The 20,308-nt window shown below is 62.1% G+C and carries 24 protein-coding genes; 10 read left to right on the forward strand and 14 right to left on the reverse strand.

Features of this window, described 5'->3' with window-relative positions; genetic code table 11:
* Positions 1 to 41: 41 nt before the first annotated feature.
* Positions 42 to 392: a hypothetical protein gene (locus OEZ49_RS12780; protein WP_263388673.1), complete on the reverse strand. Its 351-nt coding sequence runs from the start codon at positions 390 to 392 to the stop codon at positions 42 to 44.
* A 205-nt stretch (positions 393 to 597) separates the two neighbouring features.
* On the opposite strand from OEZ49_RS12780, the gene OEZ49_RS12785 reads away from it, so the two are divergent.
* Positions 598 to 1,587: a glutathione S-transferase family protein gene (locus OEZ49_RS12785; protein WP_263388674.1), complete on the forward strand. Its 990-nt coding sequence runs from the start codon at positions 598 to 600 to the stop codon at positions 1,585 to 1,587.
* Here OEZ49_RS12785 and OEZ49_RS12790 read toward each other — a convergent pair.
* Positions 1,569 to 1,931 (reverse strand): response regulator transcription factor, encoded by a 363-nt coding sequence (locus OEZ49_RS12790; protein ID WP_263388750.1) that lies wholly within the window; start codon positions 1,929 to 1,931, stop codon positions 1,569 to 1,571. The two genes, OEZ49_RS12785 and OEZ49_RS12790, sit on opposite strands and share 19 nt — an antisense overlap.
* Before the next feature lie 181 nt (positions 1,932 to 2,112).
* Between OEZ49_RS12790 and OEZ49_RS12795 the strand changes: the two genes are divergently transcribed.
* From OEZ49_RS12795 to OEZ49_RS12805, 3 genes are read left to right on the forward strand one after another with little or no spacing between them, the layout of a single operon-like run.
* On the forward strand, positions 2,113 to 3,102 hold the full coding sequence (locus tag OEZ49_RS12795) for a threonine-phosphate decarboxylase (RefSeq protein WP_263388675.1): 990 nt from the start codon (positions 2,113 to 2,115) through the stop codon (positions 3,100 to 3,102).
* Positions 3,099 to 4,019: an adenosylcobinamide-phosphate synthase CbiB gene (cbiB, locus tag OEZ49_RS12800; RefSeq protein ID WP_263388676.1), complete on the forward strand. Its 921-nt coding sequence runs from the start codon at positions 3,099 to 3,101 to the stop codon at positions 4,017 to 4,019. The genes OEZ49_RS12795 and cbiB overlap by 4 nt, the downstream gene beginning before the upstream one ends.
* A 31-nt stretch (positions 4,020 to 4,050) precedes the next feature.
* Positions 4,051 to 5,214 carry a lytic murein transglycosylase gene (locus OEZ49_RS12805; RefSeq protein ID WP_263388677.1) on the forward strand — a complete coding sequence of 388 codons (1,164 nt, stop codon included), beginning with the start codon at positions 4,051 to 4,053 and terminating at the stop codon, positions 5,212 to 5,214.
* Positions 5,215 to 5,223: 9 nt separating this feature from the next.
* Here the strand turns inward: OEZ49_RS12805 and OEZ49_RS12810 are convergent, their stop codons facing one another.
* The 4 genes from OEZ49_RS12810 to OEZ49_RS12825 all read right to left on the reverse strand — a co-directional run bounded on the left by OEZ49_RS12810 (position 5,224) and on the right by OEZ49_RS12825 (position 10,884).
* Positions 5,224 to 5,586, reverse strand: a complete 363-nt coding sequence (locus tag OEZ49_RS12810) for an META domain-containing protein (protein ID WP_263388678.1) — start codon at positions 5,584 to 5,586, stop codon at positions 5,224 to 5,226.
* Positions 5,587 to 5,642: 56 nt separating this feature from the next.
* Complete coding sequence (locus OEZ49_RS12815) at positions 5,643 to 9,098, reverse strand: chromosome segregation SMC family protein (RefSeq protein WP_263388679.1); 3,456 nt, start codon at positions 9,096 to 9,098, stop codon at positions 5,643 to 5,645.
* Between the two features lie 123 nt (positions 9,099 to 9,221).
* Positions 9,222 to 9,626: a hypothetical protein gene (locus tag OEZ49_RS12820; RefSeq protein WP_263388680.1), complete on the reverse strand. Its 405-nt coding sequence runs from the start codon at positions 9,624 to 9,626 to the stop codon at positions 9,222 to 9,224.
* 37 nt (positions 9,627 to 9,663) lie between these two features.
* Positions 9,664 to 10,884 carry an aminotransferase-like domain-containing protein gene (locus OEZ49_RS12825; protein ID WP_263388681.1) on the reverse strand — a complete coding sequence of 407 codons (1,221 nt, stop codon included), beginning with the start codon at positions 10,882 to 10,884 and terminating at the stop codon, positions 9,664 to 9,666.
* Positions 10,885 to 11,029: 145 nt separating this feature from the next.
* Between OEZ49_RS12825 and OEZ49_RS12830 the strand changes: the two genes are divergently transcribed.
* Positions 11,030 to 11,800: a FadR/GntR family transcriptional regulator gene (locus tag OEZ49_RS12830; RefSeq protein WP_263388682.1), complete on the forward strand. Its 771-nt coding sequence runs from the start codon at positions 11,030 to 11,032 to the stop codon at positions 11,798 to 11,800.
* Positions 11,801 to 11,867: 67 nt separating this feature from the next.
* Here OEZ49_RS12830 and OEZ49_RS12835 read toward each other — a convergent pair whose 3' ends face one another.
* The 5 genes from OEZ49_RS12835 to OEZ49_RS12855 all read right to left on the reverse strand — a co-directional run bounded on the left by OEZ49_RS12835 (position 11,868) and on the right by OEZ49_RS12855 (position 14,485).
* Positions 11,868 to 12,428, reverse strand: a complete 561-nt coding sequence (locus OEZ49_RS12835) for a F0F1 ATP synthase subunit B (protein WP_263388683.1) — start codon at positions 12,426 to 12,428, stop codon at positions 11,868 to 11,870.
* A gap of 5 nt (positions 12,429 to 12,433) precedes the next feature.
* Positions 12,434 to 12,979 (reverse strand): F0F1 ATP synthase subunit B', encoded by a 546-nt coding sequence (locus tag OEZ49_RS12840; RefSeq protein ID WP_164127257.1) that lies wholly within the window; start codon positions 12,977 to 12,979, stop codon positions 12,434 to 12,436.
* Positions 12,980 to 13,065: 86 nt separating this feature from the next.
* Positions 13,066 to 13,290: a F0F1 ATP synthase subunit C gene (locus OEZ49_RS12845; RefSeq protein WP_011048925.1), complete on the reverse strand. Its 225-nt coding sequence runs from the start codon at positions 13,288 to 13,290 to the stop codon at positions 13,066 to 13,068.
* A gap of 77 nt (positions 13,291 to 13,367) precedes the next feature.
* Entirely contained in the window at positions 13,368 to 14,075 is a 708-nt protein-coding gene (locus tag OEZ49_RS12850) for a F0F1 ATP synthase subunit A (RefSeq protein WP_164127495.1), read from the reverse strand.
* Between the two features lie 65 nt (positions 14,076 to 14,140).
* A complete protein-coding gene (locus OEZ49_RS12855; RefSeq protein ID WP_263388684.1) occupies positions 14,141 to 14,485 on the reverse strand; it encodes an AtpZ/AtpI family protein in 345 nt (114 codons plus the stop codon).
* 230 nt (positions 14,486 to 14,715) lie between these two features.
* On the opposite strand from OEZ49_RS12855, the gene OEZ49_RS12860 reads away from it, so the two are divergent.
* Positions 14,716 to 15,057, forward strand: a complete 342-nt coding sequence (locus OEZ49_RS12860) for an ArsR/SmtB family transcription factor (protein ID WP_164127497.1) — start codon at positions 14,716 to 14,718, stop codon at positions 15,055 to 15,057.
* 13 nt (positions 15,058 to 15,070) lie between these two features.
* On the opposite strand, the gene OEZ49_RS12865 is transcribed toward OEZ49_RS12860, so the two are convergent.
* Both OEZ49_RS12865 and OEZ49_RS12870 read right to left on the reverse strand, forming a co-directional pair.
* Positions 15,071 to 15,976 carry a DMT family transporter gene (locus OEZ49_RS12865; RefSeq protein ID WP_397545665.1) on the reverse strand — a complete coding sequence of 302 codons (906 nt, stop codon included), beginning with the start codon at positions 15,974 to 15,976 and terminating at the stop codon, positions 15,071 to 15,073.
* Positions 15,964 to 16,842, reverse strand: coding sequence for a LysR family transcriptional regulator (locus tag OEZ49_RS12870; protein ID WP_263388685.1), 879 nt, complete (start codon positions 16,840 to 16,842; stop codon positions 15,964 to 15,966). Before OEZ49_RS12870 ends, OEZ49_RS12865 begins: the two co-directional genes overlap by 13 nt.
* A 116-nt stretch (positions 16,843 to 16,958) precedes the next feature.
* On the opposite strand from OEZ49_RS12870, the gene OEZ49_RS12875 reads away from it, so the two are divergent.
* Together OEZ49_RS12875 and OEZ49_RS12880 are read left to right on the forward strand one after the other, a co-directional pair.
* Entirely contained in the window at positions 16,959 to 17,540 is a 582-nt protein-coding gene (locus OEZ49_RS12875) for an FMN-dependent NADH-azoreductase (protein WP_263388686.1), read from the forward strand.
* 70 nt (positions 17,541 to 17,610) lie between these two features.
* The gene (locus OEZ49_RS12880) at positions 17,611 to 18,357 is read left to right on the forward strand and encodes an aspartate/glutamate racemase family protein (protein ID WP_263388687.1); all 747 of its coding nucleotides are present in this window, start codon (positions 17,611 to 17,613) and stop codon (positions 18,355 to 18,357) included.
* 16 nt (positions 18,358 to 18,373) lie between these two features.
* Here the strand turns inward: OEZ49_RS12880 and OEZ49_RS12885 are convergent, their stop codons facing one another.
* A complete protein-coding gene (locus OEZ49_RS12885) occupies positions 18,374 to 18,928 on the reverse strand; it encodes a YqgE/AlgH family protein (protein WP_263388752.1) in 555 nt (184 codons plus the stop codon).
* A gap of 144 nt (positions 18,929 to 19,072) precedes the next feature.
* Between OEZ49_RS12885 and OEZ49_RS12890 the strand changes: the two genes are divergently transcribed.
* A complete protein-coding gene (locus OEZ49_RS12890; RefSeq protein ID WP_263388688.1) occupies positions 19,073 to 19,885 on the forward strand; it encodes a protein-disulfide reductase DsbD domain-containing protein in 813 nt (270 codons plus the stop codon).
* 3 nt (positions 19,886 to 19,888) lie between these two features.
* Complete coding sequence (locus OEZ49_RS12895) at positions 19,889 to 20,308, forward strand: NUDIX hydrolase (RefSeq protein ID WP_263388689.1); 420 nt, start codon at positions 19,889 to 19,891, stop codon at positions 20,306 to 20,308.

Genomic DNA, 20,308 nt, shown 5'->3' on the forward strand with positions numbered 1-20,308 from the left:
GGTTCTGCGCCGCGTTTTTACCGACGCAGCGCTGGACGCGGTTACTCCTTGCCGATCAGACCGGCAGGCGCATCCGGCGACCGGGCGAAATCGAGCGGCGCCCGGTCCATCGCTAACGTGTGCCGCTTGAACTCATAGACCATCTCACCGCCCTCGCCCCCCGAGGCCACGATCAGGCATTGATAAAGCAGGTTCGACCCCTCGTAGATATCGACAAGCCCACGCAGCGGCGGCGTAGTCTCGGCCTCGACAGCAAACCCGTCGCGCCAGAGACGAAGCACCGTATAAAGCATCCCATCCTGCTCGACACGCAGGCGGCTCATCTTCTTCAGCCCGGAAATCCGGGCTGCGGCAAGACCTTCGCTGATCTCCTTGGACACGTAGGTACTCATTCGATCCTCCTCGCGATTGAAACAAGGGTGCCCTGACATTTGTAAAAAACAAGCAAAGTTTTTCCCGCAAAGGCGTTGTTTTCCATTTTGAGCAGCAACGTCACATCGCCGGATGTGCATCCACGCATAAGACCTGCGCGTCATTGGCGTGTCCAATCCGCCGAGTGGATCCTACATTTTGCGTGTGGCAAAAGTGGAGGCGGATATGGGACAACTGATTGACGGAGTGTGGCAGGATGTCTGGTACGATACCAAGTCCACAGGCGGATCATTCCTTCGGAGCGAGGCCGGATTTCGCAACTGGATCACCCCCGACGGCTCCGCCGGCCCGACAGGTTCAGGCGGATTTGCCGCCGTCTCTGGGCGCTACCACCTCTATGTCAGCCTGGCTTGCCCCTGGGCCCACAGAACGCTGATTTTCCGCGCAATCAAAGGCTTATCCGATCATATCGGGGTCTCGGTGGTCCACCCCGATATGCTGGAAAACGGCTGGTCCTTTGCCACAGACCGAAAAGGATCGACAGGCGACCGGCTCTATGGGCATGAATTTGCCCACCAACTCTATACCCGCGCCAACCCCACCTATTCAGGCCGGGTGACCGTCCCAATCCTGTGGGATACAGAGCGCCAGACCGTCGTCTCAAATGAGAGTTCGGAAGTCATCCGGATGTTCAACTCTGCCTTCGACGGGATCACCGGGAACACGGACGACTACTGGCCCGAAAGCCTTCGGAGTGAGATCGAAGAGGTCAACGCTCGGGTTTACGAAGCTGTCAACAATGGCGTCTACAAATGCGGATTTTCCACGACTCAGGCAGCATACGATGCCGCCGTTCATCCGCTGTTCGATACGCTTGACTGGCTCGAAACACGCCTGTCACGAAACCGATATCTGATGGGTGACCGCGTGACCGAGGCTGATTGGCGGCTGTTTACCACCTTGGTCCGGTTTGACCCCGTGTATCACCTACATTTCAAATGCAACCGCCGCCGGTTGATAGACTATCCCAACCTGTGGGCTTATACCCGCGAGCTCTATCAATGGCCTGGCGTTTCGGAGACGGTCAATTTGGACCATATCGTGCGCCACTATCATTTCAGCCACGACAGTATCAATCCGCACAGGATCATCCCGATCAACCCGCAGCTCGACTATCTCGCGCCGCATGGCCGGGGTCAGCGTCCCGCGGCATAGTGCTCGACCATCGCCGCAAGATCCTCTGGAGGCGTGTCACCGTGGACGTAAGCACATGCATTGGGGCTGTGGGCGAATATCGAGCCATCAGAAAAGAAGGTCGTGTTGGTCACGAAAATGACCCGGGCCTTTGGTTGACGATAGCTCGCAAAATCCGCAACCGCCAAGGCACTGCCCTGTGCGAGAACCAGATCCAAAACGATGATCTCGTAATCGCTACGGTACAGCGCCAGGATCGCGTCTTCTTGTGACTGGACGAGCGTAACCTCGCCCCCTTGCCGCTGCAAATGGCGTTGCCATAGCTCTCCCAACTCCGGGTTACTTTCTACAATGAGCACATTCATAACAGCCAACCTGGCACGTACTTTGTTGTCATACATGGTGCCATCCCCAAGTACCGTGATCTGATCAAATGTTTTACAAATTGTTAACATTCGACAACTCGCCTCGGAAGGCTCGGAACGATCTTGAGCTTTGCCCGGAAATCCGTTTCAAGCTGAATGCCAAGCCGGGACGACGTGAAGAATGATACCTGAACTTGCTGCACCGCCACAGGCGGGTCAAGAAACAACCGATCCGCGCGCCCGCCGTGACCATGGCGGCGGCTTGGATCATGCCATCAAGCGGTTCGGAGGCGCTCGTCACGAATGGATCGACCTTTCCACAGGCATCAACCCTGATCCCTATCCAATCGGGCAACTTGAAACCGCAGACTGGGCCGCGCTGCCCGATCACGGCGCATTTTCAGACCTTACGGCAGCCGCCCGCAGGTTCTGGGGTGTTCCCGACGGCGCAGCGATCCTGCCTGCGCCTGGGGCCTCTGCATTGATCGCGCGCATTCCAGCCCTGGTGAAACCCGGAAGGGTACACATCACGACACCAACCTACAATGAACACGCCGCCGCTTTCTTGGCGCATAGCTGGCAAGTCACCGACACGAGAAATGGTGACGCTCGGGTCGTTGTGCATCCGAACAATCCCGACGGCCATCTGTGGTCGCCCGTCGACACTGACGCCCAACTTAGCGTGATCGACGAAAGCTTCTGCGATGTCACCCCGGACGCGACGATGATCCACTTGGCCGAACGACCCGGTACCATCGTGTTGAAAAGCTTTGGCAAATTCTGGGGTTTGGCGGGATTGCGACTGGGATTTGCCATCGCCCGGCCCGACATCATCGCAAGACTGAATGATATGACCGGCCCTTGGGCCGTTTCGGGACCAGCCCTGCGTATCGGCACACGCGCGCTGGACGATCTGGATTGGGCCAGCGAAACCCGGCAGCGGCTCACCCGCGACGCCGCCCGCCTCGACACAGCGATGACCGCGAATGGCGCGGCCCTGGTCGGCGGAACCAGCCTCTTTCGCCTGTACCATGTCAACAAAGCAGCGGAGTGGCAGGAACGACTGGCCCAGGCCCGGATCTGGAGCCGCATCTTTCCCTACTCCGACCATTTTCTGCGTCTTGGCCTGCCTCCAGTCAACGGCTGGCAGCAATTGGAGAGCGCATTGTGACAACCGCAATGCTCCTCGGCTTTGCCATGTTGCTGGACGCCGCATTCGGCGAACCAGAGTGGCTTTGGTCACGGGTCAAACATCCGGCGGTCCTGATCGGTAACATCATCTCGACCCTCGATCAGGAATTGAACGAAGGACAGCACAAGCGCCTGAAGGGCCTGGCCCTGACCGTCATACTCTCACTGAGCGCATTGTCCGTCGGCGCGATCCTGTCGCTGTTGGGTCCAATGGCAGAGTTATTGATCTGTGCCATTCTGCTGGCGCAAAAATCGCTGGCAACACATGTGGCAGACGTCGCCGATGCATTGCGCCTGTCCCTGCCCGAAGCTCGCCGCAGCGTCGCGCGCATCGTATCCCGGGACACTGCGGCGATGACCGAGCCGCAAGTCGCGCGTTCGGCTATTGAAAGCGCCGCCGAAAACCTCAGTGACGGTGTGATAGCGCCCGCATTCTGGTTTCTGATCGGTGGTTTACCGGGTCTTCTGCTCTACAAGACCATCAACACCGCAGATAGCATGATCGGCTACATGAACGAGAAATACATCCAATTTGGCTGGGCCGCTGCAAAACTCGACGATCTGCTGAACCTGATCCCGGCGCGCCTGACCTGCCTGATGATCATGGGATTGTCGAACAACTGGCGCCAATGGCGCGGCATCGTCGAGGATGCCGAACGCCACGTCTCCCCCAATGCAGGCTGGCCCGAAGCCGCCATGGCCCGTGCCCTGGGGTTGGCCCTTGCAGGGCCGCGCAGTTATCACGGACAAATCCGCCATCTCGCCTGGGTCAACGAAGAAGGGCGCAAGGATATCGGTGCGCGCGAGATCGAACGTGCCGTGGATCTGCTCTGGCAAGTCTGGGCGCTGGCGCTTGGCCTGACCTTGACGCTGGTGGCGCTGGCGGCGATCTTCTGATCGCATTCCAGGACCAAACCAACAGGACATCATGCGAATTCTCCCCCAGATCATGGCCGCTATTCTACTGGCCTCTCCGGCGCTGGCGCAATGCGGCGGCGGTTTTTCAAGCTTTGTCGATGGTCTCAAGGCCGAAGCGGTTTCGATGGGCCATGACCCGGCGCTGGTCGGCCGCTTCTTTCAGGGCGCGACGCAGGACGCCAAGGTGCTAAAGGCCGACCGTGCTCAGGGTGTGTTCCAGAAACCCTTTGTCGAGTTCTCGCGCCGTCTAATCTCGCAAAACCGACTCGACACCGGCAAGGCGATGGGGCGCAAATATGATGCGGTGTTCGACCGGATCGAGGCGGAATACGGCGTGTCACGGGGCGTACTTTTGGCCTTCTGGGCGTTCGAGACCGATTTCGGCGGCTATCAGGGCGATTTCAACACCCGCAACGCGCTGATCACGCTGGCACATGACTGTCGCCGGCCCGAACTGTTCCGGCCACAGATCTTTGCCGCGATCGAGCTTTACAGCCATGGCGATTTCGACCCCGCCCGCACCACCGGCGCCTGGGCAGGCGAGATCGGCATGGTTCAGATGCTGCCGCGCGATATCCTTGAAAACGGCGTCGACGGAGATGGCGATGGGCATGTGACCCTCAAGACCTCGGCACCGGATGCGCTGATGTCGGGCGCGCGGATGCTGTCGCATCTGGGGTGGCGCGCGGGCGAGCCCTGGCTGCAAGAGGTCACCCTGCCCGACCGGATGGACTGGTCGCTGAGCGGGCCGGGCAAGCCGCGTTCAGCGGCGGAGTGGCAGGCGATGGGCGTGCGCCCGCGCGCGGGGGACCTTGCCAACCTACCCGCCTCGCTGATCCTGCCGCAGGGTCACAAGGGGCCGTCCTTCCTCGCCTATCCGAATTTCGACGTCTATTTCGAATGGAACCAAAGCTTTGTCTATGTGCTGACGGCGGCCTATTTCGGCACCAGGCTGGAGGGCCGGCAGGTCTATGAGGCAGGCAATCCCGAGCCCGGGCTGGACGGTGCGGGCATGAAAGCGCTGCAACAGAAGTTGCAGGCGCGCGGCCATGACGTGGGCAAGATCGACGGCATCCTGGGCGCGGGCACGCGGACCGCCGTCCAGGCCGAACAGGCCCGGCTGGGCCTGCCCGCCGATGCCTGGCCCACGGCGGAACTGCTGAACCGGTTGTGAGGGGGCGCCTTACTCTGGCCGGACCGGATACCGCTCGCCCTTTTCGGTGATCAGCAGCATCCGGGTGCCGTTCAGGACATAGAGGTCGCAGCGACCCAGACCGTTGCGGAAGCGAGTGCAGATGCTGCCATCCTCGGCGATATGATAGGTGCCGAATGCGGTACCGCCGCCATTGGCCAGGGAATAGGTGTAGGAAAACGACCCCCCCGCCGAATAGGTCGAGCGGCCATCGTCGTAGAAGGTCAGCGTGCGCCCGGCCAGCGCCTCCAGCTCCGCAGCATTCAGGGGGCGATCGCCCTCTTTCAGGCGCCATTCGGTGGCCATCACTGGGGTCGCGACAAGAGAGAAGGCAAGGGCAAGGCGCAGGATCATGCGCCAAACCTAGCCCGGCAGCCCCTGCATCCCCAGTCACGTTGCGGTGAGGCGGATCAGGCGACCAGCGCCTCGGCCTTTTTCAGGTCGACCGAGACCAGCTGGCTGACGCCCTTCTCCTGCATGGTCACGCCGAACAGCCGGTCCATCCGCGCCATGGTCACCGCGTGGTGGGTGATGATCAGGAACCGTGTGTCGGTCTGGCGACACATCTCGTCCAGAAGATCGCAGAACCGTGTCACGTTGGCATCGTCGAGCGGCGCGTCGACCTCGTCGAGCACGCAGATCGGCGCCGGGTTGGCCAGGAAGACCGCAAAGATCAGCGCCATCGCGGTCAGAGTTTGTTCGCCACCCGACAAAAGCGACAGGGTCGACAATTTCTTGCCCGGCGGCTGGCACATGATCTCCAGCCCCGCATCCAGCGGGTCGTCGCTTTCAACCATGACCAGATTGGCCTCGCCGCCGCCAAAAAGGTGGCGGAACAGCATGGCAAAGTTCGAATTGACCTGCTCAAAGGCGGTAAGCAGCCGCTCGCGCCCCTCGCGGTTGAGGCTGGCAATACCGCTGCGCAGGGTCTTGACCGCCTCTTCCAGATCGCTCTTTTCCTTGGATAGCGAGTCGAATTCCTCCTGCACCTCGCGTGCGTCTTCCTCGGCACGCAGGTTGACCGCGCCCATGGCGTCGCGCTGGCGCTTGTGACGGTTGACCTCGGCTTCGAGCGCGTCACTGTTGGGCATGGCGTCCGGCTCGATCCCCAGTTTCGACAAGAGCTGGTTCGGGGTTACCTGTTGTTCCTCGGCGATTCGTTCGGCGGCGGCCTGCATGGTTTCGCGGGCGGCCTCGGCCCGGGCCTCGGCGGCCGCCCGGCCCTCGCGCGCCTCGGAGGCGAGTCGTGCCGCCTCACGCTCCGCCAAAGCGGCCTCGCGGTGTTTCGCCTCGCCTGCGGCGAGCCGATCCGCGGCCTCGGCTCTGCGAGTCTCGGCAGTTTCGGTCTGTTCCGCCAGATCCTCGCGCGCCTCGGCGATTTCGCCGGGAACCTGCATCGCTTCGATCAACTCTTCCTCGGAGGCGGCCTTGCGCTCTTCCAGCTCGGCGATGCGCTTGCCTGCGGTTTCCAAGCGGTGGCGCCAACCGCTGAGGTCCTTGGTCACCTCCTGGGCGCGCTTGGTGCGGGCCTCGCCCTCGCGACGCACCTCGTCATGGCTGGAACGGTGCGTCAGCATTGTGATCCGCGCCGCCTCGACCGCGTGGCGGATATCCTCGACCGAGGAACGCGCTGTACCAAGGTCACCCAGTTCCGCCAACCCGGCCTCGGCCTCGCGCAATTGCGCGCGGGCGGCCATCGCGTCTTCCTTGTGGCGAGTGACGGCAAGACCCAGCGTTTCCAACCGTCCTTGCGCCAGATTGCGCTCGGCCTCGGCCCGGCTTTGGGCGCGGGCGGCGTCTGCCATCCGCTGATCTGCGGCACGGCGGGCCTCGCGGGCCTGACGGTCGGCCTCGGTCACCTCGCGCAGGCGCTGCGACAGGCGGTCATGGGCGGCGCGCGCGCCTTCGGCGCGCGCGCTGACCTGCGCCAGTTCCTGTTTCAGCGCCTCCAGCCGGTTGAGCTGTTCCAGCCGCATCGCCGCCGCACTGGGGGCGTCCTGTGCCCAGGCGCGGAACCCGTCCCACCGCCACAGATCGCCTTCGAGACTGACCAGCCGCTGACCGGGTTTGAGCGCCGCCTGTAGGCGGGCCCCGGTGGCTGCATCGACCAGACCAATCTGCGCGATGCGGCGGCTCAGCCGGTCGGGACCGGAGACATGCAGCGCCAGCGGCTCTGCGCCCTCCGGCAAAGGCTGACCCTGGTCGTAATCGGGCAGGTCGAGCCAGCCCGACGGCCCTTCGCCCTCGACCAACGGCGCGCGCAGGTCATCGGCCAATGCCGCGCCCAGCGCTTTTTCATAGCCCGGCTGCACCCGCATAAGGTCAAGCACCTGACCGCCCTCGGCGGTGTCTCGTTCGACCAGTTTGGCCAGTGCGCCGGTCTCGGCGCGGATGGCGCCCAGCTCGCCCTCGGCCTCGGAGAGCTGCGCGCGGGCCTCGGCCTCGCGGGCCTGGGTCTCGCCGCGCAGCTCGTCGGCGGCGGCCAGCGCCTCTTCCGCAGCCTCGGCTGCCTCGGTGGCCTCTTCGGCGGCACTCTCGGCCCCCTCATAAGCTTCGCCCGCGCGATCCAGCGCCGCATGGGCTTCTTCGACCGCGCTTCGGGCGCGGGTCTCCTCGGCCTCCGAGCGGGCCAGCGTTTTGCGGCTGTCCTCGACCAGGCGCTGCGCCGACTGGTGGCGGGCGGCCAGCCGCGCCACATCCTCGGTCACCTGGCTCAGGTGATCCTCGCGCTCTTGCAGGACAGCGGCCGCCTCGCGCGCCAGTTCCGCCGCCTCGGCCAGCCGGTCGGCATGGCCGGCGCCAGCCTTGGCCAGTTCGCGCGCCTCCCATTCCAGCCGCTCGATCGTGTCGCCCGCGTCGCGGTTCAGCCCTGTCTCACGCTCGATATCGCGGCCCAGCTGGGCGATCCGCGCAGTCAGAACCTCGATCTGCTGGCGGGCGCGCTGCTCCTGATCATTGAGCGTGTCGCGCTGCACATGCAAACGCTGAAGCACCGCTCCGGCAATCGCCTCTTCCTCGCGCAGCGCAGGCAGCGCCGCCTCGGTCTCTGAGCGCAGTGTCTCGGCCTGCCGCACCGCCGCCTCGGCGCGCGCTGCATCCAGGGTGCGGTGGCGCAACACCTCCTCGGCCCGGGCGCGCGCCTCGTCGGCATCTCGCCAGCGGCGATAGAGCAGCTGACCCTCGGCCAGGCGCAGCTGTTCGCCGATCTCGCGATAGCGCGCCGCCTGCCGGGCCTGCCGCGCCAGCTGCGCCAGCTGAGTGCCCAGCTGTTCCAGCACGTCGTCGACGCGGGTCAGGTTGGTTTCGGTGCCCTTCAGCTTCAGCTCGGCCTCGTGGCGACGCTGGTAGAGGCCCGAGATCCCCGCCGCCTCTTCCAGGATACGGCGGCGAGAGGTGGGTTTGGCGTTGATCAGTTCGGCAATCTGCCCCTGCCGCACCAGAGCAGGCGAATGCGCCCCAGTCGATGCATCGGCAAACAGGATCTGGATGTCGCGGGCGCGCACATCCTTGCCATTGACCTTATAGGCACTGCCCACGTCACGGGTGATGCGGCGCACGATTTCCAGTTGGTCGGAATCGTTGAACCCCGAGGGCGCCAGCCGCTCGGAGTTGTCCAGCAACAGCGTCACCTCGGCAAAGTTGCGCGCCGGGCGCGAGGAGGCCCCGGCAAAGATCACATCCTCCATGCCCCCGCCGCGCATCGCCTTGGGGCGGTTCTCGCCCATCACCCAGCGCAGTGCCTCCAGCAGGTTGGATTTCCCGCACCCGTTCGGGCCAACAACGCCAGTCAACCCGTCCGCGATGATCAGATCGGTCGGGTCAACAAAGCTCTTGAAGCCGTTCAGTTTGAGGCGCGTGAAACGCAAAGGCGTGCTTTCGTGATTCCTGTGTCGGATCAGACTGCATGCCCCAGTTGCCCTCTGTCAACGCCAGACCCCTGCATCTGGATGATTCTCAGAGGTTATCCACAATATCTGGCGGCACACTGCTCAGTATGGCGTGCATTCGAAGTCGACATAACGGGTTTGCGTCGGTCGCTGCGCCCATTGGTCGATCTCGATACAATCGAAGCGAAGGACAGACACGGGCAACACCCAGTCCAAAGACCGCGTACCGCAGTCCAGAATGCCCAAGGCCACCGATTGATCCCCCAGCACGCCTTCGACCCGACAGCCCGAGACCTGGGCCATCGCAAAAGCCGCCCGGTCCCGGATCGGGCCGAACCGTGGCGCGTACTGCGGGTTCAGGCGGATCGCTTCCGCCAGATTGCCCCGCACTCGAACGTCGAACAGACTGCCGCCCACGTCCACGCTAGTAGCGGGCAGACCACGAAGCTCCGGACCCGGCTGAGAGCACCCGACCAGAACGATAAGAAGCAGAGACAAGCGGATCATGCCAGAGACTGGCACGACAAGCCTTAAGCATTCGTTGTCAGCTGGCGAGTTTCCCTTCTCGCAACAGCACTCCCAAACGCTTCATCCCCTCCTCGATCGTCGGCTCAGACGCGCAAGAGAAACTGAGACGCAAGCTGTTCGCCCCGGACCCATCGGCGAAAAAGGCGCGGCCCGGCACAAAAGCAACCTTGACCGATTCCAGCGACCGCGCCAACAGAGCGGCTCCGTCCTGTCCCTCTGGCAAGGTAAGCCAGACAAACATACCGCCTTCGGGCTGGGTCCAGGTGACACCGTCCGGCATGTGACGGGCCAGTGCATCCAGCATCGCATCGCGCCTGCGTTGGTAGACGGAACGCAATTCGGCGACATGGCTGTCGAACAGGCGTTCGGCGACGGTATGAATGGCAATCTGGTTGATGCTGGACGAATGCAGGTCTGCTGCCTGTTTCAACAGGACCAGTTGCCGGATTACCGGCTGGGGGGCAACCACCCATCCCACGCGCAATCCCGGTGACAATGTCTTGGAGAAGGACCCGCAATAGATCGTTCGGCAAGCCTCGATCGTCCCCTTGCGCGCGATCTCGAGCGCCAGGATCGGTGGCACCGGCGCGCCGTCATAACGCAGCGCCTGATAGGCCGCGTCTTCGATTACCGCGCAATCCATCGTCTCGGCCTGATCCAACAAACGTTCCCGCCCGGCGTGGTCGACCGTTTCACCGGTTGGGTTGGAGAAATCTGCCGAGAGATATGCGAATTTGATGCGCCCGCCCGCGGCTTCGGCCGCCGCAATGTAATCGGCCGGGGCACGATTTGTACCGATCCGCAGGCGGTCATAGACCGGCTCATACGCGTTGAACGCCGCCAAAGCCCCCAGATAGGTCGGCCAGCCAACCAGCGCCGTATCGCCTGGCGAGAGGAACAACTTGCCTAGGTAGTCCAGTGCCTGCTGAGAGCCAGAGGTGATCAGGATATTGTCCACCGTACATGGCACACCGATGGTTTCCATGTGATTGACGAGCCAGCGGCGCAACGGCAGGTATCCCTCGCTGACCGAATATTGCAGCGCCTGCGCCTGGCGCGACGGTGTCAACGCCTCGGAGAACGCCTTCGAAAAAGCCTCGGCGGGAAACAGCGACGGATCGGGGATGCCACCGGCGAAGGACAGGATGTCGGGCTGATCCAGCAGCTTCAACAACTCGCGTATCTCTGACGCTTTCAACCGCGCGGCGCGGGTTGCGAATATCTGTTCAAGGGTCATGGTCACTCCTCCACCGTCGCCGCGACCGTAAGACAGCCCAAAACAAAGTCAATATTGCTGACCATTATTACAAGAGACGTGAACTTGCGCCGGTCATCCACCAGCAATATGTTTTCCAACACAGATAAAGGGACATTCGAAGTAAATGCCGTTTCAAAAGGTCCAGTCCGAGAAACTCTCGACTTCGGTGGTGCGCCAGATCGAACAATTGATCCTCAGGGGCATCCTGCGGCCGGGCGAACGCCTGCCTGCCGAACGCGACCTGGCCGAGCGGCTGGGAGTGTCGCGTCCGTCATTGCGCGACGCGGTGGCCGAGTTGCAATGCGAAGGTCTCCTGACGACCAAGGCTGGCTCGGGGATCTACGTGGCCGAAGTGCTGGGGAATGCTTTTTCACCCGCGTTGACCCGCCTGTTTGCGTCCCATGACGAAGCGATGTTCGACTACCTCTCGTTCCGCCGAGATATGGAAGGGCTGGCGGCAGAGCGCGCCGCCCGGCTGGGATCGGAAAGTGACCTGAAAGTGATCCAGGCCATTTTCGACAAGATGGTCGAGGCCCAAAAACGCAGCAAGGGTGACGAAGAAGCGCGCCTGGATGCCGAATTCCACATGGCGATCATCGAAGCCAGCCACAATGTGGTGATGTTGCACATGCTGCGCTCGATGTTCGACCTGCTCCGGCAGGGGGTTTTCTACAACAGGCAGATCATGTTCCACCAGCGCACGACGCGTGAAGCAATCTTGGACCAGCATCGTGTGATCAACAACGCGCTTCAAGAGCGTGATCCGGCGGGCGCCCGGGCCGCAGTCGAAGCGCATCTGAGCTATGTCGAGATGTGTCTTGCCGACCAGAAGAAGGCGGAAAAGAATGAGGCCATTGCCCGCCAGCGCCTGGAGCATGAAAACGCAAGACTCTGACCCTGCTGTCACAAAAAGAAACCCGGATCGACGACCCGGGTTTCTCTGTTACAGATTTCTTCTGCGCTCAGTGCAGCTTTGCGCCAACGTCTGCGATCGAGGCCTCGATCAGCTTGTTCGCTTCGGCAGCGGTCATCTGCTTGGCAATCACGTCACCTGCAGCAGCGACAGCCACCGCGATGGCACGGTCGCGCACGTCGCGGATCGCAGCAGCCTCAGCCGAGGCTATCTGGTCCTGAGCCGCAGCCAACCGGCGGGCGATCGACGCTTCAAGGTCCACCTTGGCTTGTTCGGCCGCACGCATGGCTTCGTCCTTGGCAGCGGCAACGATGGCGTTGGCCTGCCCCTGGACTTCCTTCTGCTTGCGCTCGTACGATGCCAGAAGGGCCTGAGCTTCTTCCCGCAGTTTACGGGCTTCTTCCAGGTCCGACTTGATGCCTTCGGAGCGCTTGTCCAGTGCCCCGCCGATCATCGACGGTACCTTGAAATAGAACAGGACCGCAATAAAGACGAGGAACGCGATGGTCACCACGAAATCGGTGTTCTTCAGCGAAAAGAACGGACCGCTTGCGGCTAGCGCCGGGCTGGCGAAACCTGCTGTCAGGACAAGGGCGAGAATGTTACGCATGTCGCTTATCCTTTCATCCGGGCTTCGACGGCACCGGCGACGGTCGCGTCATCGGCCTGGCCACCCAGCACGTTCACCAATTCGCCAGCGGTATCCTTGGCAACCGCCTCGATGCTTTCCAGCGCCCCTGCCCGGATCTCGGCAATCGCCTTCTCCGATTCAGCGGCTTTGGCGGCAATTTCCGCGTCTGCCTTGGCGATGGCCTCGTTCAGCTCCGCCTGAATCTCGGCGCGGGCTTCACCGGCGATACGCTGTGCTTCGGCGCGGGCTTCGGCCAGTGCCTTGGTATAGGCTTCTTCCGCTGCAAGCGCCTTGGCCTTCAGGTCTTCGGCAGCGGCGAGGTCGTTTGTGATGGTCCCCTGCCGTTCGGCCAGGATTGCCGCGATACGCGGCAGGGCCACGCGCGACAGGACCAGAAAGACGACGACCAGCGTGATGACAAGCCAGAAGATCTGGTTCGGGAACCAGTCGAAACAGAGCTGCGGCATACCAATGGCAGAGCCATGGGAATCGACGCAGGTGCTGACAGCTCCGGTATGTTCAGTCGCCATGTTGTCCTCCGTCGGAACGTTGTCTTTACAACAGGTGGGCCGCTATGGCTTGGGCCCACCTGCGCGTAAGGATCAGGTTCCGCGAATTAGACGGCGAACATCAGCAGCAGAGCGACGAGGAACGCGAAGATCCCCAGAGCTTCTGCGAATGCGATGCCGATGAACAGGGTCGCGGTTTGCGACGCGGCGGCCGAAGGGTTGCGCAGGGCGCCGGCCAGGAAGTTGCCGGCCACGTTGCCCACACCGATTGCGGCTGCGCCGGAACCGATTGCTGCCAGGCCTGCGCCGATATGTGCGAGATCGCCTTCCATGATGTGTCTCCTTACGATTGGAAGTTGAATGTCAGAGTTATCAGTTGCGTAGGGTGGGCAGTTTGCCCACCGCTGCATTAGTGATGCGGGTGCAGCGCGTCCTTGAGGTACACGCAGGTCAGGATGGTGAACACGTAGGCCTGGATAAAGGCCACCAGCACCTCGAGACCGTACATCGCGGTGATCGCCAGGACCGAAACCGGGCTGATCGCGGCGATGGCGGCAAAGCCTGCGAACACCTTGATCACCGCGTGGCCCGCCATGACGTTACCGGCAAGACGAATGGAGTGGCTGACCGGACGCACGAAGTAGGAAATCAGTTCGATGATCGCCAGAACCGGGCGCAGCGCCAGAGGCGCGCTCGACACCCAGAAAAGGCTCAGGAAGCCGGCACCGTTCTTGACGAAACCCAGGATGGTCACGGTCAGGAACACCGCCAACGCCAGCACCACGGTCACCGCAAAATGCGAGGTGGTGGTAAACGACTTGGGCAGCAGGCCCAGGAAGTTGGCGGTCACGATGAACATGAACAGCGTCATGACATAGGGGAAGTATTTCACCCCGTCCTTGCCGCAGATGTCCTCGACCATCTTGTAGATGAAACCATAGGCCAGTTCCGCGATCGACTGCATGCGGCCCGGAACGATGGCGCGCTTCGAGGTGCTCAGCACCAGCAGGCCGATGATCGCCAGCACCGCCAGACCCATCCACAGGGTCGAGTTGGTAATGGTGAACATGCCCACCGCGCCGTCGCCGAACAGCGGCTTGACGATGAACTGATCCATCGGGTGGAAGACCAGGCTACCACCCTCTGCTGCCTTGTCTGCGGCCTGTGCTTCGCTTGCCACGTCTAGTCCCTCTCGTCTCTCTCGGCCTTTGCCTTCGCGGCTTCAGCCTCTGTCTTCGCCTGGATTTCGCGCGCACTGCGGAGCATGACATTCACCCCGGCGGCAAGACCTAGCAATGTGAACAGCACCAGGAAGATCGGGATCGTCCCGAACAGGCTGTCCAGCCCGTACCCAATGCCAAATCCGATCCCCAGACCGGAAACCATCTCGATCACCATGCGCCAGGCCAATTCGCCCTGGGCATGGCTTGCATCCGCGCGTTTCTCGGTCTTGCTTCCGGCCTTCTTGGCCGCCGCGATCCGCGCCTCCAGCTGCGTCAGCCGCTGCTTTTGGTCGTCTTCGGTCACGGGCGGAACTCCCACGCAGTGTTGGCACTCTGCTAAGGGGCAAGTGCCTCGGAGTCAACGCCGCAGTGCCGACCTCTATTATCCAAGCAAGCGGCTGTTTTTATTGAAAAACACATATGCTCAAACTTGCCGCGCGAATGCGCCGCATCCGCTGTTAGCGCCAAATGGGCCAAATGGACATATTCAACCAAATGGTTGACGATCCTTTCGCCATATGTTTCTGGCAAGACATGCCTGAACCGCTTGACGACGTCTTTGCCGCCCTCGCCGACCCTACCCGGCGCGCCATCCTCGCGATGCTGCTTGAGGATGACATGGCCGTGACAGACGTCGCCGAACCCTTTGAGATGTCCTTGGCCGCGATCTCGAAGCATCTGGTCATACTGACCCGCGCCGGGCTGATCAGCCAGGAAAAGCGGGGCCGGGTGAAATGGTGCAAGCTGGAACCGGACTCGCTGCGCGCGGCCAGCGTCTGGATGCAGGGGTTCGGCCAGTTCGAACCGGTGAACCTGGACGCGTTCGAGCGGTTCCTGGAAACCGAGTTGGGCGAGGATGCCCAGCCCGACAGCTAGGTGGTGGCACCGGTCAGGCCGCCGCCCTTCGAACCGGGCTTTCCAGAAGCATAAGCAGCGCGATTGCCGTCATGGCGATGCCAATCAGGACCAGACCCGTCGGCACACCATTACCCAGCGCCATTTCCCAGCAGATCACCCAGCTTGGCGTCAGATAAGTATATGCCATCACCTTGGCCGAAGGCAGCCGGAGCGTTGCGTATTGCAACAGCACAAATGTCATGGCGCTGGCACAGATCGCCACATAGAGAAGTCCGATCCAGACGATCGCGGGCAAATGCATCCAGTCGGTCGCGCGAATATCCTGCCAGCCATAGATCGTCAGGATCACGCAACCTGCTAGCAGCATCCCAAGAGTAAAGACAACCGCCGGTTCACCCCGATTCAGCTTGCGCACCATCGGTGTATAAACAGCGTGCGCGATACACCCGTAGAAATAGATGACCTCACCCCGACCGATCTCGAAGGCGCGAAAAGCGGACCAATCGGCGCGAAAGATCACCCAAAGCGCCCCTGTCGCCCCGATGGCAAGCGCCAGTGCCATCCGCGTTGTCGTGACCTGTTTCAACAGGAACCACCCGGCCAGCGCCGACAGGATCGGGGTCAGGGTAAAGACCGCCGCCGCACTGACCGGCGGCGCGGTCTTCAGCCCTTCGAACATCATCACGAAATAAGCAGCAAAAAGGCCGCCCAGAACGAAATACCGCCAGGGCGCATGCAGCGCGCTGCGCGGCACTCCGGTGGTGACCGAGGCGACGCCCGCAATCACCATCACTGCCAGGGCGAACCGGGCCGCGTTCAAGGCCGCCGGCGCAATCTCGTTGGCGACCATGGACCCCAACGAAAAACTGCCCGCCACCAGAGCCGAAAAGCACAACATCGCAAGATGCCCGCGTCCCTCGGGGCTCAGCCCACCCATGTTTGCGCTTCCTGTTTCAGAAATTTGAGGAAGCTCTGAACCTTGGGCGTCCTGTGCAGGTCGACATGTGTCACCAGCCAAAGCTTGCCCGCCCATTCGTCCTGGGACGGCATCATCTCTATCAACTCGGGATGCCGCGCCGCCTCCCAGCGCGGCACAAAACCGATACCCGCTCCGGCAAGAACGGCCTGCTGGATTGATGCATTGTCCGAGCACCGGAACACGATCTTGTCCGCCGGGGCGTTCTGCCTCAACCAGATGTGAAAGGGGGCCCGGCTGTTTTCGTCGTCGCTGCCGACAAAGACATGGTTCTTCATGTCTTCCACTCCGTCAAGGCTGCCGTGCTTCTCGACATAGTCCTTGCTGGCATAGAGCCCCGCTTCCTGAGAGACGAAGGGCTGAACCACGTTATCCGGCTGGTCCGGCACGCGCCCGGCCCGGATCGCCACATGTGCCTCGCCATATTCCAGCCGGAAAAGACGGGCCCCCGTCAGAAACCGCACGATCAATCCGGGGTGCTGGCGTTGAAAAGCGGTGAGCACCGGCACCACCAATGGCGCCAGCGACTCGAGCGATGTCAGGACCAGTTCTCCCGAGACATCGTCTCCGACCCCTTTCAGGCGGCCGACCAACTGGTTGAACTGGTCATCCGTGGCCTGCGCCACCCGCAACAGATCCAGACCGGCCTCTGTCGGCGTGTAACCACGGGCATGCCGCTGGAACAGCTTCACGCTCAATCGCGCCTCCAGCGCATCAATATGGCGGATGACGGTGGCGTGATGCACCCCCAGCACCTCTGCCGCGCCGCTTACCGTCCCCATCCGGGCCACCTGATAAGCGGTTCGAACCTCGTCCCAGTTTTCCATTCGACAATTAATCCATCTGTGCGCACGTCAACATAAGATGTGATTTTTCCAGCGTTGCGTTCACATTTGCAATAACCAATTTCACCCCATCGCATACAAATCTCAAAGGGGTTCCAATGACTCAGACCGTTCTGCATATCGACGCATCCGCCCGCCGCCAGGGTTCGACGACCCGAGATCTTTCGGCCGACATCGTCAGTCGGCTTACCCCGGCGCGCATCATCCGCCGCGATTTGTCCACGCCCCTGCCCCTGCTGACCGAAGCCTGGGTCGATGCCAACTTCACCCCGGCGGACAGCCGGACCGATGAGCAGCGCAAGACACTCGCCCTGTCGGATCAACTGGTGCAGGAGCTGAAGGACGCCGACACGATCGTTATCGGCCTACCGATCTACAACTTCTCGGTGCCCGCCGCATTCAAGGCCTGGATCGACCTTGTCGCCCGTGCGGGTGTGACCTTTGCCTATTCCGAAAACGGGCCCAGGGGTCTGCTGACCGGGAAACGGGCCATCCTTGCGGTGGCGTCCGGCGGGACAGCGGTGGATTCCGACATCGACTTTGCCACCGGCTATGCCCGTCATGTGCTGGGCTTCATCGGGATCACCGAAGTCAGCGTGATCGCCGCAGACCGCATGGCCGTCGATCCCGAGGCCGCTCTGACCTCAGCCCGGACCCAGATCGGTCAGCTCGCCGCCTGACCGCTCTGGCAATTGTCGGCGCCGCGCGCAATGATCGCGTGCGGCGCAGATGATCCGAGAGGGAACGGGTATGAAGAAGATCGGGATTTTGGGCGGCGTCGGCTGGCCCTCGACCATAGACTACTATCGCGCTATCGCCGAGGGCGCCGGTCGGTTCTTTGCCAGCCGCGGTCACACCAGGCCGCTGCCCATCCCGCGCATGACCATCGAATCGGTGACACAGTCCCAGACACGCGCGCTGCGCGGCCGGGCTGGCGATGAGCGCAGCTGGTCCGGCTTTGACGCCGTATTCCGCGATGCCTTGCTTACCCTTCAGAATGCCGGCTGCGATTTCGCCATTATCGCTTCCAACACGCCCCACGCGCGGCTGCACGCGATCCAGCTGGGCGTCTCCATGCCGATCCTGTCGATATTCGACGCAACTGCCGAGGCCACGGCCCAAACCGGGCTGACCCGCGCGCTGGTTCTGGGAACGACCGTGACCATGCAGGCCCGCGACTATGCCAATACCCTGTCAGGCTTCGGCATTACGGCCAATGACCCGCTAAGCGACATTGAGATTGCCGAGATGCAGGCCCTGATCGACGAAGACCTCTATGCCGGTGTTTCGCCGCATGCGCGGGACAAGCTCCTTGCCTATTGTGACCGACATGCCACCCCGGGCACCGCGATCCTACTGGCCTGTACCGAACTGCCGCTGGCCTTTCCCCGACATGTCGATGACGTAACGTTCAGCGCAGGTGGGCATCTTTTCGTCAATCCGTCGGCTGCGCATGTCACCGCAGCCCTGAAATTGGCCTTAGAGGGCGAAAACTAAACCAAGCTGGAATGGCTTAGGCGTGCCCAGCGCTGGCTGACAACAGTAGCGCATCAATGCCCAACGTCTTCAATGCCGCTTCCCATTTCTCCCCGTCCGGAGTGTTGAAAACCAGATCACTTTCGGCTTCGGTGGTGAGCCAACCATTGTCAGAAATCTCTGCCTCCAACTGACCCGGCCCCCAGCCGGAATACCCAAGCATCAGCGCCCTTCGCGCGGGGCCATGGCCATTTGCGATATCTTCAAGGATGTCGAGCGTCGCAGTCATGCTGAAACCGTCTGACACTTTTAGAGAATGCAGATTTGCCGCATAGTCGGACGAATGCAGCACGAAACCCCGCCCGGTCTCGACCGGTCCACCAAACCGCACTGCGGCCTGAGCCACAGCCGGGTCCTCGCAAGCCATATCCATCTGTGACAGAAGGTCGGCCAAGCGCAGATCGGAGGGTTTGTTGACAATCAGACCCATCGCGCCGTCCGCTCCATGGCTACACATGAAGATGACGGATCGGTCAAATCGAGGGTCGCCCATGCCAGGCATGGCGATCAGCAGTTTTCCGGTCAGGTCCAGCATTGATGGTCATGTCTCCTTGCCACTCAACAATGGGGTTCGGCGCTGCGCGGTGCAAGCAGTTGCCCGCCAGCCGCGCGGAAATTGCACAGCTTAAACCGATCGTGACTTGGCAAATGCAGGATGCAGGGCCATCTTTAGTGCATGAACCGCACATTGCTCGGCGCACTCGCCATCGCATCTCTAAGCTTTTCGTGGGCTGTGCCTTCCAGGGCCGCCGGCCTGGATGATTTTGTACAGGTCGATATCCTCGACGGCGGCATGACAGCGCGCGGCACCGTTCTGGGCGCGATCCGGCTGACCCTCGCCGACGGGTGGAAAACCTATTGGCGCGCACCGGGCGAGGCGGGAATTCCGCCCAGTTTCAACTGGAGCGGATCGCGCAATGTCGGCGAACTGACAATCACATGGCCGGCACCGCATGTGTTCGAGCAAAGCGGTCTGCGCTCAATCGGTTACAAGGATCAAGTGGTCCTGCCGATCGAGATTACCCCCCGGAAGGCCGGACAACCGGTCCGGCTCAAGGGCGAGATGGACTTTGGCGTGTGCAAGGATATTTGCGTGCCTGCAAGCCGGAACATCGACCATACGCTGGACGCCAACGCCCCCCGCAACCCGGCGATTGCCGCTGCGCTGGCGCAACGGCCCTACTCGGCCAGCGAGGCCGGGGTACGCTCGGCGACCTGTCGGCTAATGCCCACCGGCAATGGCATGCAGATCGAGGCCGAGATCACTCTGCCCCATACCGGCGGCAGCGAACTGGCCGTTTTCGAACCCAGCGACCCAACCCTTCGGGCTACCGAGGCCGAGACGCGCCGTCAGGGAAACACATTATACGCCCGGTCCGAGATCCTGAACGCCGCCGGCGGCGCCTTCGCGCTGGACCGATCGCAGATGCGGATCACCGTTCTCGGCAGCAAGCACGCGGTCGACATCTTGGGCTGTCTGCCGGGGTAACGCATGGAGCAACGGCCGCTTGTCGGCGCCCTCGCCGTTGTCCTTCACGACAACCATGTTCTTCTGGCCCAACGCGGCAAGGACCCGGGCCGTGGTCTATGGGGGTTCCCTGGTGGCCATGTGGAATGGGGCGAAACCGTGCGCGATGCCGCCATTCGCGAATTGTTCGAGGAAACCGGCATTAGCGCTCGCCCGCAACGTTACCTTACACATTTCGACCTGATCCGGCGCGGCGACAGCGGCGAAACCCTGGTGCATTACCTGTTGGTCAGTGTTCTGTGCCGTTATGTCGAGGGCGATCCGCGCGGCGGAGACGACGCGCTGGATGCCAGATGGGTGCATATCGACGATGTCCGGCAAGGCACATTGCCCCTGCTTGACCGGGTCGCCGAGCTTTTGAGCATCGCTCTTCGCGACGGTTGA

The organism is Ruegeria marisflavi (assembly GCF_025673445.1).
Classification (GTDB): domain Bacteria; phylum Pseudomonadota; class Alphaproteobacteria; order Rhodobacterales; family Rhodobacteraceae; genus Ruegeria_B; species Ruegeria_B marisflavi.

Bases quoted from the DNA above. Each gene is read 5' to 3' on its own strand.
- OEZ49_RS12780 (WP_263388673.1), bottom strand. From the start codon at position 392: ATGAGTACCTACGTGTCCAAGGAGATCAGCGAAGGTCTTGCCGCAGCC.
- OEZ49_RS12785 (WP_263388674.1), top strand. From the start codon at position 598: ATGGGACAACTGATTGACGGAGTGTGGCAGGATGTCTGGTACGATACC.
- OEZ49_RS12790 (WP_263388750.1), bottom strand. From the start codon at position 1,931: ATGAATGTGCTCATTGTAGAAAGTAACCCGGAGTTGGGAGAGCTATGG.
- OEZ49_RS12795 (WP_263388675.1), top strand. From the start codon at position 2,113: ATGATACCTGAACTTGCTGCACCGCCACAGGCGGGTCAAGAAACAACC.
- OEZ49_RS12805 (WP_263388677.1), top strand. From the start codon at position 4,051: ATGCGAATTCTCCCCCAGATCATGGCCGCTATTCTACTGGCCTCTCCG.
- OEZ49_RS12810 (WP_263388678.1), bottom strand. From the start codon at position 5,586: ATGATCCTGCGCCTTGCCCTTGCCTTCTCTCTTGTCGCGACCCCAGTG.
- OEZ49_RS12820 (WP_263388680.1), bottom strand. From the start codon at position 9,626: ATGATCCGCTTGTCTCTGCTTCTTATCGTTCTGGTCGGGTGCTCTCAG.
- OEZ49_RS12825 (WP_263388681.1), bottom strand. From the start codon at position 10,884: ATGACCCTTGAACAGATATTCGCAACCCGCGCCGCGCGGTTGAAAGCG.
- OEZ49_RS12830 (WP_263388682.1), top strand. From the start codon at position 11,030: ATGCCGTTTCAAAAGGTCCAGTCCGAGAAACTCTCGACTTCGGTGGTG.
- OEZ49_RS12835 (WP_263388683.1), bottom strand. From the start codon at position 12,428: ATGCGTAACATTCTCGCCCTTGTCCTGACAGCAGGTTTCGCCAGCCCG.
- OEZ49_RS12840 (WP_164127257.1), bottom strand. From the start codon at position 12,979: ATGGCGACTGAACATACCGGAGCTGTCAGCACCTGCGTCGATTCCCAT.
- OEZ49_RS12845 (WP_011048925.1), bottom strand. From the start codon at position 13,290: ATGGAAGGCGATCTCGCACATATCGGCGCAGGCCTGGCAGCAATCGGT.
- OEZ49_RS12850 (WP_164127495.1), bottom strand. From the start codon at position 14,075: ATGGATCAGTTCATCGTCAAGCCGCTGTTCGGCGACGGCGCGGTGGGC.
- OEZ49_RS12860 (WP_164127497.1), top strand. From the start codon at position 14,716: ATGCCTGAACCGCTTGACGACGTCTTTGCCGCCCTCGCCGACCCTACC.
- OEZ49_RS12865 (WP_397545665.1), bottom strand. From the start codon at position 15,976: ATGGGTGGGCTGAGCCCCGAGGGACGCGGGCATCTTGCGATGTTGTGC.
- OEZ49_RS12870 (WP_263388685.1), bottom strand. From the start codon at position 16,842: ATGGAAAACTGGGACGAGGTTCGAACCGCTTATCAGGTGGCCCGGATG.
- OEZ49_RS12875 (WP_263388686.1), top strand. From the start codon at position 16,959: ATGACTCAGACCGTTCTGCATATCGACGCATCCGCCCGCCGCCAGGGT.
- OEZ49_RS12880 (WP_263388687.1), top strand. From the start codon at position 17,611: ATGAAGAAGATCGGGATTTTGGGCGGCGTCGGCTGGCCCTCGACCATA.
- OEZ49_RS12890 (WP_263388688.1), top strand. From the start codon at position 19,073: ATGAACCGCACATTGCTCGGCGCACTCGCCATCGCATCTCTAAGCTTT.
- OEZ49_RS12895 (WP_263388689.1), top strand. From the start codon at position 19,889: ATGGAGCAACGGCCGCTTGTCGGCGCCCTCGCCGTTGTCCTTCACGAC.